The organism is Stutzerimonas kunmingensis (assembly GCF_014764705.1).
Classification (GTDB): domain Bacteria; phylum Pseudomonadota; class Gammaproteobacteria; order Pseudomonadales; family Pseudomonadaceae; genus Stutzerimonas.
Window position 1 is genome coordinate 1 of the sequence record NZ_JACXXG010000008.1, and the last position, 12,217, is coordinate 12,217.

Consider the following 12,217-nt stretch of genomic DNA (forward strand, 5'->3'; position numbering starts at 1 on the left):
TACCAGCGTCCTTGAGGGCGTCAACAACCGCATCAAGGTGATCAAGCGTATGGCCTATGGTTTTCGGGACTCGGAATACTTTTTCCTGAAAATCAAGGCTGCCTTCCCCGGGAAAGCGCGATGAACCTTTTTTATTGCCGCTGGACTCTCACCAGGGACCGAGTCCCAGGTTATTCGCGTCCTACTCGGTCAGCGGTTCGCCCAGCCGCTGACGCCACCAGCCCTGCGCCACAACCGAGCAGCCCCAGCCCAGCAGCACGCCCAACACATTGGCCAGCATGTCCCAGCGCGAGGCGGTCCGATAAGGCAGCATGCCCTGCCCGATCTCGATCGACAGCGCCGCAATAACTGTCAGACCCAGCCCCCACAGGAATGGCACCCGCGGGAACGCCAGACGAAGGGTGAACGCCAGCGCGGCGAAACCCAGCAGATGATGCAGCTTGTCTTGCTGATCGAACAGCTGCGGTACCGGTTCCGGCTTCAAGCCGTTGAACAGGACGACCGCCAGCACGATCAGAAAGGGCAGCATTCGCATATAGGGCATCAGGTGGCGTCTCTCACTTCAAGGGATCAAACAGAACAGAGGGAAACACCCTCACCGCGACCTCTGACCCGGGAAAGACCATAAAGATCAACGCGTCAGCCGAGCGGCGTTATTCAGCAGAGCGGCACAAAAAAAATGCCCGCATCCTTCGATGCGGGCATCAGCAAAGCCTACGCGGTCAGACCGGGCTTAAGCCTCGGTCTTGCCGACAGCGGACTTGATCAGGGTCTGCAGCTCGCCGTTCTCGAACATCTCGAGGATGATGTCGCTGCCACCGACTAGCTCACCATTCACCCACAGCTGCGGGAAGGTCGGCCAGTTGGCATAGGTCGGCAGGCTGGCACGAATTTCCGGGTTCTGCAGGATGTCGACATAAGCGAACTTCTCGCCACAGCCCATTACCGCCTGGGTCGCGCGAGCGGAAAAACCGCACTGCGGGGCGTTGGGCGAACCCTTCATGTAAAGCAGCACCGGGTTGTTGGCGATCTGTTCTTTGATGGTTTCGATGATATCCATGGAGTACCTCGGCTAGACACGGTTGCCGCGCATTGTAACGGAAAAAGCGTGGGAAAGCCGAGCGGAGGACTCGGCTTTGTTGCGGCGCAAAGGCCGTCAGCACGGCGATTCAGCCCACCGGAGGCCGTGGGCTGCGGATTTGCGCCTATGCTCGCTTTCTGGATAAGATCGCGCCTTTCCCGTTTCGTCGCTCCCCGTGCGACCCCCAGTCGTCGGTCCCCTTTTTCTGTCGAAAAGCACTGGATCGCGCTGCGGCAATAAAGGTAGTTGATATGAGCGCAAGGCATTTTCTCTCACTGATGGACTGCACGCCCCAGGAGCTGAACAGCCTGGTCCGCCGCGGCATCGAGCTGAAGGATCTGCGCGAGCGCGGCGTCCTGTTCGAACCCCTGAAGAATCGCGTGCTGGGCATGATCTTCGAGAAGGCCTCAACCCGCACCCGACTGTCGTTCGAAGCCGGCATGATCCAGCTCGGCGGCCAGGCGATCTTCCTGTCCCCGCGCGACACCCAGCTCGGGCGCGGCGAGCCGATCAGCGATTCGGCCATCGTCATGTCGCGCATGCTCGATGCGGTGATGATCCGCACGTTCGCCCACTCGACCCTCACCGACTTTGCCGCCAACTCGAGCGTGCCGGTCATCAACGGTCTTTCCGATGACCTGCACCCCTGCCAGCTGATGGCCGATATGCAGACCTTCCATGAGCACCGCGGCAGCATCGCCGGCAAGACGGTGGCCTGGATAGGCGACGGCAACAACATGTGCAATACCTATATAGAAGCGGCTATCCAGTTCGACTTCCAACTCAAGGTCGCCTGCCCCGAAGGCTACGAGCCCGACGCCGAGCTGATGGCGCGCGCCGGTGATCGCGTGCAGGTAATGCGTGATCCGCGCGAAGCGGCTGCAGGCGCACACCTGATCAGCACCGACGTCTGGGCCTCCATGGGCCAAGAAGACGAAGCCGCTGCACGCCTGGCCACGTTCCGCCCCTATCAGGTGGACCGCGCTCTGCTCGATTGCGCTGCCGAGGACGTGCTGTTCATGCATTGCCTGCCGGCCCACCGCGGCGAGGAGATCAGCCACGACCTGCTCGACGATCCGCGCTCCGTTGCCTGGGATCAGGCCGAGAACCGCCTGCATGTACAGAAGGCGCTGCTGGAGTTTCTCGTCGAGCCGGCCTACCACCACGCATGAAACACGAGCCGCCGCTGCTGCAACTGCGTGACCTGGCCTGCGGCTACGGCGAGCAGAGCATCGTCCAGCACCTCAACCTGCATCTGAACCGTGGCGACATCGGCTGCCTGCTCGGCCCGTCCGGTTGCGGCAAGACCACTACGCTGCGTGCCATCGCCGGCTTCGAGCCGGTGCACCAGGGCGAAATCCACCTGGCGGAGTCGGTCATTTCCCGCTCGGGCTTCACCCTGGCGCCGGAGAAGCGCCGCATCGGCATGGTCTTTCAGGACTACGCGCTGTTTCCCCATCTGACCGTGGCGGAGAACATCGCCTTCGGGATTCGCAAGCAGCCTGACTGCTCGCAAATCGTCTCCGAGATGCTCGAACTGGTGCACCTGGCCGCCCTTGGCAAACGCTATCCGCACGAGCTCTCCGGGGGACAGCAGCAGCGCGTCGCACTGGCCCGCGCCCTGGCGCCCGAGCCTGCACTTTTGCTGCTGGACGAGCCGTTCTCCAACCTCGACGTCGAACTGCGTCGGCGCCTCAGCCATGAGGTGCGCGAGATCCTCAAGACACGCAACACCAGCGCCATTCTGGTTACCCACGACCAGGAAGAAGCCTTCGCCGTCAGCGATCAGGTCGGCGTGTTCAAGGACGGTCGCCTGGAGCAGTGGGACACCCCGTTCAACCTTTACCACGAACCGCTGACGCCCTTCGTGGCCAGCTTTATCGGCCAGGGCTATTTCATCCGCGGGCAGCTGCTAGACCCGGAAACCGTGCAGACCGAACTCGGTGTGATTCGCGGCAACCGTGCCTACACCTGGCCGGCAGGCAGCTCGGTGGATGTGTTGCTGCGCCCGGATGACATCGTCTACAAGCCGGACAGCCCGCTGCGGGCGCTTATCGTCGGCAAGACCTTCCTCGGCGCGTCGACGCTGTACCGGCTCCAGCTGCCCACCGGCAATCAACTGGTGGCGATCTTCACCAGCCATGCGGACTACCCCACCGGGCAGGAAGTCGGCATCGCCATCGCCGCCGACCATCTGGTGGTCTTTCCGGCACAGGGCAGCGTCGCCGCCCATGAAACGCTGCAGCCGACAACAGCGGCGCGCTAACCCTTCTGCCGGCGCTGGCGGAAGAACTCGCTGAGCACCATCCCGCACTCCTCGGCCAGCACACCACCCTCGACCAGCACCCGGTGGTTGAGAAAGCCCTGATCGAAAAACTGGCCGCGACTGGCAACCACGCCGGCCTTCGGCTCGGTAGCGCCATAGACGACGCGCTGGATCCGCGAATGCACGATCAGACCGGCGCACATGCTGCACGGCTCCAGCGTGACGTAGAGCGTCACGCCGGGTAACCGATAGTTCTGCAGCACCTGCGCCGCATCCCGTACCGCGACCATTTCCGCATGCGCACTGGGGTCGTGTCGGGAGATCGGACAGTTGAAGCCGCGCCCAATGATCTGCCCGTCCTGCACCAGCACAGCGCCGACCGGCACCTCTCCCAACACAGCGCCCTGCGCCGCCAGCGCCAGGGCTTCGCGCATGAAGCGCTCGTCCTGGCTGCGGTCGATGATCTGCGGCTTCCTCACTGCCCTACTCCGCCCTGTCTCATACCACCTCGATCGCTGCCATCAACCCGGTTTCCATGTGGTCGATGACATGACAGTGAAACATCCAGACACCCGGATTATCGGCGACCAGCGCGATACGGGCCGTCTCGTTCTTGCCCAGCAGGTAGGTATCGGTGAACCACGGATCGATCTTGCGGCGATTGGACGAGATCACCTTGAAGGTCATACCGTGCAGATGAATCGGATGCTGGTACTGACTGAGGTTGCGCAGCTCGAAGATGTAATGACCATCCTTTTTCAGCGTCGCAATCGGGCGATCGGCACAGGTCTTGTCGTTGATGTCCCAGGCCTCGCCGTTGATCTGCCAGAAGGTATAGGCGCCGCCCTGCGCGGCGTCTGTCGACAAGGTACCGGCCCACTCGAAGTTGAAGCGCAGCGTTTCCGCGCGCTGCAGATCCGGCTCCGCCACGGGATTGGCCGGCAACGCCGGCGGCCAGTCGCCGGCGACTTCGTCATGCGCCACCGAGCGCAGCGTCGCCAGCCGTAGCGGACCATTGCGCAAGGAGAGCTCCGTGCCGGCCTCCGGCACCTTCAGCGCCAGGTCGATACGCATGCCCGGACCGAGCCAGTACTCCTTGCCCAGCGGCATCGGAGCGACCGGATGTCCATCGAGCGCATAGATGCGCGCCTCGCTATCTGGCAGGTTCAGCCGATAGGTCAGGGTGTTGTCGAGATTCAGCAGCCGCAGCCGCACGACCTGCCCGGCCGGCAGATCAAGCGTGGGCGCATGCGTGCCATTCACCGTCGACAGCACGCCCGGCGTACCGCCACGGGCTGCCTCGCGCGGCACGCTGAATTTGGTGAACGCCCCCTGCTTGTCGACATGCCAGCTTTTCAGGTTGAGCGTACGCTCGTGCCTGAAACCGCTTGGCTCGCGCTCCTCGACAATCAGCGGACCGACCAGCCCGCGGCCCAGCTGCGCGGCACTGCTGGTGTGCGGGTGAAACCAGAAGCTGCCGGCATCGTGCAGCTGGAAGCGATAGTCGAAGAACTCGCCGGGCAACACCGGCAACTGCGATACGTAGGGCACGCCATCCATTTCCAGCGGCAGACGAATGCCATGCCAATGGATGGTGGTGGGCTCGGGCAGATTGTTGATGAAGCGCACCCGCAGCCAGTCGCCCTGACGGCCACGCAGCTCCAGGCCAGGCGCTTGCCCGCCATAGGCCCAGGCAGGCGTGACGTGACCAGGCACCAGCTCCACGTCCAGCGGGGCGGCAATCAGTTCGTAGTCATGAGTGGTGATGTCGGCCGGGCGACCGAGCCAGTAGCGCGCGCCACTGCCGGCGAGGCCGACGACACCAAGACCGGCCAGGCCGGTGAGAATCTGTCTACGGGTAAAGGACATGCATGGGCTCCAGCCAGTCCGAATTGATGGGCCCATCAGGCTCGACGCGCCTCTCTGCGGAGGCTGCGCATAGCATGAGGGCAGCCTGGGCTGCCCTCATTGCTTCAGATCATTCCCACTCGATGGTGGCCGGCGGCTTGCTCGACACATCGTAGGTCACGCGGGAGATGCCTTCGATTTCGTTGATGATGCGGTTGGACACCTTTTCCAGCAACTCATAAGGCAGGTGCGCCCAACGTGCGGTCATGAAGTCGATGGTTTCCACCGCGCGTAGCGCGACGACCCAGGCGTAGCGGCGGCCGTCGCCGACCACACCGACCGATTTCACCGGCTGGAACACCACGAAGGCCTGGCTGGTCTTGTGGTACCAGTCGAAGTTGCGCAGCTCTTCGATGAAGATGTGATCCGCGCGACGCAGCAGGTCGGCATATTCCTTCTTCACTTCGCCGAGGATGCGCACACCCAGCCCCGGGCCCGGGAACGGGTGACGGTAGACCATGTCGTAGGGCAGGCCGAGTTCCAGGCCGATCTTGCGCACTTCGTCCTTGAACAGTTCACGCAGCGGCTCGACCAGCTTGAGGTTCATTTCCTCCGGCAGGCCGCCGACGTTGTGGTGCGACTTGATCACATGGGCCTTGCCGCTCTTGGCGCCGGCCGACTCGATCACGTCGGGGTAGATGGTGCCCTGGGCGAGGAACTGGATGTTGTCCAGCTTGCTGGCTTCTGCATCGAACACGTCGATAAAGGTACGACCGATGATCTTGCGCTTCTTCTCTGGATCGGCCTCGCCCTCGAGGTTGCCGAGGAACTGTGCCTCGGCGTCGGCGCGAATCACCTTGACGCCCATGTTCTCGGCGAACATGGCCATCACCTGGTCACCCTCGTGCAGGCGCAGCAGGCCGTTGTCGACGAACACGCAGGTCAGCTGATCGCCGATCGCCTTGTGCAGCAGCGCCGCGACCACCGACGAATCGACACCGCCGGAAAGGCCGAGCAGCACGTTGGCGTCACCGACCTGAGCGCGTACCTGGGCGATGGCGTCTTCGACGATGTTGGACGGCGTCCACAGCGCTTCGCAGCCACAGATGTCGAGAATGAAACGGGAAAGGATGCGGCCGCCCTGGCGGGTGTGAGTCACTTCCGGATGGAACTGCACGCCGTAGTAACGGCGGTCGTCGTCACCCATGGCTGCGATCGGGCAGCTCGGCGTGCTGGCGAGGATATGGAAACCTTCCGGCAGCGTGGTCACCTTGTCGCCGTGGCTCATCCACACGTCGAGGCCGAACACACCGTCGTCATCCATGTGGTCTTCGATGCCGTCGAACAACTTCGACTTGCCGACCAGATCGACGCGGGCATAACCGAACTCGCGAACGTCGGAGCCCTGCACCTTGCCACCCAGCTGCTCGGACATGGTCTGCATGCCGTAGCAGATGCCGAACAGCGGCACACCGAGATCGAACACGGCCTGCGGCGCGCGCGGGCTGCCCTCCTCGTGAACCGACTCCGGGCCGCCGGCGAGAATGATGCCGCGTGGCGCGAAGGCACGGATGTCGTCCTCGCTCATGTCCCACGGATGCAGCTCGCAATACACGCCGATCTCGCGCACGCGGCGGGCGATCAGCTGGGTGTACTGGGAACCGAAGTCGAGGATCAGGATGCGGTGGGCGTGAATGTCTTGGTGAGCCATGAGCTTTCCTTCGGAAAGAGCCTGAAGCTGAAAGCCGGAAGCTGGAAGCGGAAGCCAGGATTTCTCCCCGCTCCCGCTGCCAGCTTCCGGCGCCTGTCTAGCTGAGCGGATCAACCCACTCGGTAATTCGGGGCTTCCTTGGTGATCTGCACGTCATGCACGTGCGACTCGGCCATGCCGGCACCGGTGATGCGCACGAACTGCGGCTTGCTGCGCATCTCGTCGACGGTGGCGCTGCCGGTATAGCCCATGGAAGCACGCAGGCCGCCCATCAGCTGATGGATGATCGCCGCCAGCGAGCCCTTGTACGGTACGCGGCCTTCGATACCTTCCGGCACCAGCTTCTCGGCACCGGCAGCGGAATCCTGGAAGTAGCGATCCGAGGAGCCCTGCGCCTGGGACATGGCTCCCAGCGAACCCATGCCGCGGTAAGCCTTGTAGGAACGGCCCTGGAACAGCTCGATCTCGCCCGGCGCTTCTTCGGTACCGGCGAACATCGAACCCATCATCACGGCGTTGGCGCCGGCGACGATGGCCTTGGAAAGGTCACCGGAGAAGCGGATGCCACCGTCGGCGATCATCGGCACGCCGGTGCCTTCCAGCGCGGCGGAGACGTTGGCGATGGCAGAGATCTGCGGTACGCCGACGCCGGCAACGATACGGGTGGTGCAGATCGAGCCCGGGCCGATACCGACCTTGACCGCGTCGGCGCCGGCCTTGACCAGGTCCAGCGCGGCTTCGGCGGTGGCGATGTTGCCGCCGATCACCTGCACCTGCGGGAAATTCTCCTTCACCCAGCGCACGCGGTCGATCACGCCGCGGGAATGACCGTGAGCGGTGTCCACCACCACCACGTCGACACCGGCAGCGGCCAGCGCTTCGACGCGCTCACCGGTATCGGCGCCGGTACCGACCGCTGCGCCAACGCGCAGACGGCCCTGGCTGTCCTTGGAGGCAAGCGGGTAGGTCTTGGCTTTCTCAATGTCGCGGAAGGTGACCAGGCCGCGCAGGTGGAAGTTGCCGTCCACCACCAGCATCTTCTCGATGCGGTGCTTGTAGAGCTCAGTCTTGATTTCTTCCAGGGCGGTGCCTTCGAGCACGGTGACCAGCTTGTCCTTGGGCGTCATGATCGCTGCCACGGAATCGCCGGCGTTGGGCGTGAAGCGCAGGTCACGGCCGGTAACGATGCCGACCAGCTCCTTGCCGGACACTACCGGGAAGCCGGAGAAGCCCAGTTCATGCGCCTTGCGCAGCAGCTCGCTGATCTTGGTTTCCGGCGTGACGGTGACCGGATCGTGAACGATGGCGGTCTCGTGGCGCTTGACCTTGCGCACCTCGGCAGCCTGCTGCTCGATACTCATGTTCTTGTGGATGATGCCGATGCCGCCTTCCTGAGCCATGGCAATGGCCAGGCGCGCTTCGGTGACGGTGTCCATGGCCGCGGAAACCAGCGGAATGTTCAGCTCGATTTCGCGGGTCAGACGGGTCTTCAGGCTGACATCCTTCGGCAAAACCTCGGAATATCCCGGGATCAGGAGAACATCATCGAAAGTCAGGGCTTCTTGGCTGATACGCAGCATGGCGGGGGCTCCCAGGCGGGAAAAAGGAAGCGCGGCATTATACCCACGCACCCCTTCACGCTCAATGCGGATGTGAGGCGCGTCGCGCACGGCGAAATGCGCGGCATCGCCGAAATGACCGACCGGTCACGGCCGATCAATCACCAGCGCCACCTTGAAGCCCAGGCGTTCGGCGAATTCATCGAGAAACGACTGGCGAAGGCCGGCCTCGCCCCAGCCATTGAAGATAAAGCCGAGATTGGAAAAGCCGCACGCCGGAATGAACAGGAAGCCGTTGATGTCGTCTTCGAAGCCACATTCCGGACAGGTGAAATTGTCGGTCTGCTTAGGCATCCACTCGTCGAGGCTTTCAAACAACGCCTCGCCAATCTCGCGACGGCATTCGGGGCAGCCTGCCTCCTCGGCGAAATCCCGTGTTGGCGTGTAGATGCAGCGCTTGGTCACCACTTCAAGGCCGTTGATGGCTTCGCCAAAAGGCATGCGATCCGGATGCTGCACGACACTGCGCGCGCCGGAAGCGATAGCGTAGCCCATGCCGCCAACACCGCGACCACAAGTGGTCGGCAGCGCCTCGACGATGCGCCGCTCGGCCAGCCAGCGCAGAATCATCCGCGCCTTGGCTTCGTGCGCTGGGAATGTGGAAATGCGCGGCACGATGATCGCTTGACTGTGGCTCATGGCGGCTCGGAACGGGAGATGAAGAAAGGCCGCGCAGCTTAGCGCCACCCGTTGGCCGGTCAAGGCCCGCTGGACGGAGGCGAAGCAGTTTCGGTTTGCGCCTGGCCGCGCCCGGCTTATCATCGCCGCCATGCTCAAAGATCCCTTCCAGCGTCTCAATCTCGATCGCGAAGTGCTGACCGTCAGTCAGCTCAACGGTCGCGCCCGCCTGTTGCTCGAGGACGTGTTCGCCCAGGTCTGGGTCGAAGGCGAGATTTCAAACCTCGCCCGCCCGGCTTCCGGCCACATCTATTTCACCCTCAAGGACAAGAACGCCCAGGTGCGCTGTGCGCTGTTCCGGCAGAACGCGGCGCGGGTTCGCCAGGCCCTGCGCGACGGCCTGGCGGTGCGGGTACGCGGCAAGGTCTCGCTGTTCGAGGGACGCGGCGACTACCAGCTGATTCTCGATACGCTGGAGCCGGCCGGTGACGGCGCTTTGCGCCTGGCCTTCGAGGCACTCAAGGAAAAGCTCAGCGCCGAAGGTCTGTTCGCGGCCGAACGCAAGGCCGCCCTGCCCGCCCACCCGCGACGCATTGGCATCGTCAGCTCGCCGACCGGCGCGGTGATCCGCGACATCATCTCGGTGTTCAAACGCCGCGCGCCGCAAGTCGAGCTGACGCTGATCCCCACCGCCGTGCAAGGTCGCGAAGCCACCGCGCAGATTGTCCACGCACTGCAACTGGCCGATGCCCAGGGCTTCGATGCGCTGATTCTGGCTCGCGGCGGCGGCTCGCTGGAGGACCTCTGGTGCTTCAACGAAGAAGCGGTGGCGCGCGCGGTGGATGCCTGTGTCACGCCGATTGTCAGCGCCGTGGGCCACGAAACCGATGTCTCGATCGCCGACTTCGTCGCCGACGTCCGCGCGCCAACGCCATCCGCGGCTGCCGAGCTGCTGGCACCCAGCAGCGCCGACCTGCAACACCGGCTGAGCGGGCTGCAACAGCGTCTGGTGCTGCGCATGCATGATCGTCTGCACCGTGACGCCATGCGACTGGAAGGCCTGACCCGTCGCCTGCGCCACCCCGGCGAACGGCTGCAACAGCAGGCCCAGCGCATCGACGACCTCGAGCAGCGCCTGCTGCGCGCCGTCGACCGCCGCCTGTGCAGCGGCCGGGAGCGTCTGGCCCGCCTGGAAACACGCCTGGCCGCGCAACACCCGGGGCGTTCGCTGAATCTGTTGCGGCAGCGCCTCGAACACCTCTCCTCACGACTGCCGCGGGCGATGCAGGCCAACCTGAAAGGCCGCCGGCAACAGCTACAAAGCCTCGCCCAGACGCTCAATGTGGTCAGCCCTCTGGCCACGCTCAGTCGCGGCTACAGCATCCTGCTCGACGAGCGCGGCCAGGCGATCCGCAGAGCCAGCCAGACCCAGCCCGGGCAGCGGCTGAAGGCCAGGCTCGGTGAGGGCGAACTCGAGGTGCGCGTGGAAGACAATCATCTGGAGCCAGTAACGCTGCCGTTGCTGTAGACCCTGCGGCAGCCGCTTAGCCGGAAACGTTCTGACATCCCTGGGTCTTTCTCTATTCCAGCGTTTACGCGAGGATGGGCCGTTTCCTGCACCGGACCCACCCATGCCTCGTGTCTTCGCCCTGCTGTTCGCCCTCGCCATTGCCCTGCCGGCCCATGCCGAAGGCTTCATCACCCGCCTGCTGAACAAACCCGTACCCGGCGGCGTTGCCGTGATCGAGCTAGGTGACGGCGCTAGCGCACCGCAGGCTCGCTATCAGGGCAAGCCGACCCTGGTGGTGCGTGAGGATGGCAAACGCTGGATCGCCATCGTCGGCATCCCGCTGTCGGTGAAGCCGGGCGCGCAGCAGCTGGAGATCGATGGCCGTCCCCAAACCTTCCAGGTCGAGAGCCGCGACTATCGAGCGCAGCACATCACGCTGAAGAACCAGCGCCAGGTCAATCCGAATCCGGCAGACCTCAAGCGCATCGAGCGCGAATTGGACGAACAGACCCGCGCCTACCGGCAGTTCAGCGCCAACCAGCCAAGCAATCTGTTGTTCGATCGCCCGGTGGACGGCCCGCTGTCGTCGCCGTTCGGCCTGCGCCGCTTCTTCAACGGCGAGGAACGTAACCCGCACTCGGGCCTGGATTTCGCCGCCAAGAGCGGCACGCCGATCAAGGCACCGGCGGCCGGCAAGGTCATACTCACCGGTGACTACTTCTTCAACGGCAAGACAGTCTTCGTCGACCACGGCCAGGGGCTGATCAGCATGTTCTGCCATCTCTCCGAAATTGGCGCGAAGGTCGGCGACCAACTGGCGCGTGGCCAGGTGCTCGGCAAGGTCGGCGCGACCGGGCGTGCCACCGGCCCGCACCTGCACTGGAACGTGAGCCTGAACGATGCCCGTGTCGACCCGGCCATCTTCATCGGCGCGTACAAGCCTTGAACACATCAAGAGGAACGACAGCGATGCGCATCAAAGCGACGGACTCCACCCTGCTGATCATCGACATCCAGGAACGCCTGTTCCCGGTCATCCTCGACAATGAAACCATGGCCGAGCACACCGCCTGGCTGCAGCAGGTGGCCCAGCGAGTCGGTGTGCCGGTGCTGCTGACCGAGCAGTACAGCAAGGGCCTCGGCCACACGATTTCGGCTTTGCGTGACAACGTCGACGAGACCGCCATTGTCGAGAAGCTGCATTTTTCCGCGGCCGGCGACGGCGAACTATTCCAGCGCCCGGGTGGCGAACGCCGGCAGTTCGTCATCTGCGGCTGCGAGACTCACGTGTGCGTGCTGCAGACGGTGCTGGACCTGCGCGCCCGTGGCAACGAAGTCTTCGTCGTCGAAGAAGGCGTCAGCTCGCGGCGGGCCAGCGATAAGGCGCTGGCCCTGGAGCGCATGCGCCAGGCCGGCGCGGTGATCGTCTCGCGGGAGATGGTTGCCTTCGAATGGATGGAACGCGCCGGCACCGAACTGTTCAAGAGTATCAGCCGCGAATTTATCCGCTGACCCAGCCACACCGACAAGCCGCCGCGGCCAAGGCAATTTGCCAAGGCCGCGC

The 12,217-nt window shown here is 64.0% G+C and carries 13 protein-coding genes; 6 read left to right on the forward strand and 7 right to left on the reverse strand.

Going from position 1 to position 12,217, the window contains the following annotated elements; genetic code table 11:
• Positions 1-124 (forward strand): transposase (locus tag IEG05_RS08785; protein ID WP_135960834.1); only part of this gene is annotated, 124 nt, incomplete at its 5' end.
• A gap of 57 nt (positions 125-181) precedes the next feature.
• Here IEG05_RS08785 and IEG05_RS08790 read toward each other — a convergent pair.
• Both IEG05_RS08790 and grxD read right to left on the reverse strand, forming a co-directional pair.
• Entirely contained in the window at positions 182-544 is a 363-nt protein-coding gene (locus IEG05_RS08790) for a VanZ family protein (RefSeq protein WP_031298192.1), read from the reverse strand.
• 189 nt (positions 545-733) lie between these two features.
• A complete protein-coding gene (grxD, locus tag IEG05_RS08795) occupies positions 734-1,060 on the reverse strand; it encodes a Grx4 family monothiol glutaredoxin (protein WP_014819496.1) in 327 nt (108 codons plus the stop codon).
• Between the two features lie 272 nt (positions 1,061-1,332).
• Between grxD and argF the strand changes: the two genes are divergently transcribed.
• Positions 1,333-2,253: an ornithine carbamoyltransferase gene (gene argF / locus IEG05_RS08800; RefSeq protein WP_014819495.1), complete on the forward strand. Its 921-nt coding sequence runs from the start codon at positions 1,333-1,335 to the stop codon at positions 2,251-2,253.
• Positions 2,250-3,347, forward strand: a complete 1,098-nt coding sequence (locus IEG05_RS08805) for an ABC transporter ATP-binding protein (protein WP_191121929.1) — start codon at positions 2,250-2,252, stop codon at positions 3,345-3,347. The genes argF and IEG05_RS08805 overlap by 4 nt, the downstream gene beginning before the upstream one ends.
• Here the strand turns inward: IEG05_RS08805 and tadA are convergent.
• The 5 genes from tadA to IEG05_RS08830 form a co-directional block, all read right to left on the reverse strand.
• The gene (gene tadA / locus IEG05_RS08810; protein ID WP_191121930.1) at positions 3,344-3,826 is read right to left on the reverse strand and encodes a tRNA adenosine(34) deaminase TadA; all 483 of its coding nucleotides are present in this window, start codon (positions 3,824-3,826) and stop codon (positions 3,344-3,346) included. The genes IEG05_RS08805 and tadA overlap by 4 nt on opposite strands.
• 19 nt (positions 3,827-3,845) lie before the next feature.
• Positions 3,846-5,216, reverse strand: a complete 1,371-nt coding sequence (locus IEG05_RS08815; protein ID WP_191121931.1) for a multicopper oxidase family protein — start codon at positions 5,214-5,216, stop codon at positions 3,846-3,848.
• Positions 5,217-5,325: 109 nt separating this feature from the next.
• The gene (guaA, locus tag IEG05_RS08820) at positions 5,326-6,906 is read right to left on the reverse strand and encodes a glutamine-hydrolyzing GMP synthase (RefSeq protein ID WP_191121932.1); all 1,581 of its coding nucleotides are present in this window, start codon (positions 6,904-6,906) and stop codon (positions 5,326-5,328) included.
• 110 nt (positions 6,907-7,016) lie between these two features.
• Complete coding sequence (guaB, locus tag IEG05_RS08825) at positions 7,017-8,486, reverse strand: IMP dehydrogenase (RefSeq protein WP_014819490.1); 1,470 nt, start codon at positions 8,484-8,486, stop codon at positions 7,017-7,019.
• 126 nt (positions 8,487-8,612) lie between these two features.
• Positions 8,613-9,164 (reverse strand): hypothetical protein, encoded by a 552-nt coding sequence (locus IEG05_RS08830; protein WP_046620509.1) that lies wholly within the window; start codon positions 9,162-9,164, stop codon positions 8,613-8,615.
• A gap of 130 nt (positions 9,165-9,294) precedes the next feature.
• On the opposite strand from IEG05_RS08830, the gene xseA reads away from it, so the two are divergent.
• The 3 genes from xseA to IEG05_RS08845 all read left to right on the forward strand — a co-directional run bounded on the left by xseA (position 9,295) and on the right by IEG05_RS08845 (position 12,165).
• Positions 9,295-10,671, forward strand: a complete 1,377-nt coding sequence (gene xseA, locus IEG05_RS08835; RefSeq protein ID WP_191121933.1) for an exodeoxyribonuclease VII large subunit — start codon at positions 9,295-9,297, stop codon at positions 10,669-10,671.
• Between the two features lie 103 nt (positions 10,672-10,774).
• The gene (locus tag IEG05_RS08840; protein ID WP_191121934.1) at positions 10,775-11,599 is read left to right on the forward strand and encodes a M23 family metallopeptidase; all 825 of its coding nucleotides are present in this window, start codon (positions 10,775-10,777) and stop codon (positions 11,597-11,599) included.
• A 23-nt stretch (positions 11,600-11,622) separates the two neighbouring features.
• On the forward strand, positions 11,623-12,165 hold the full coding sequence (locus IEG05_RS08845) for a hydrolase (protein ID WP_102833012.1): 543 nt from the start codon (positions 11,623-11,625) through the stop codon (positions 12,163-12,165).
• Positions 12,166-12,217: the final 52 nt, after the last annotated feature.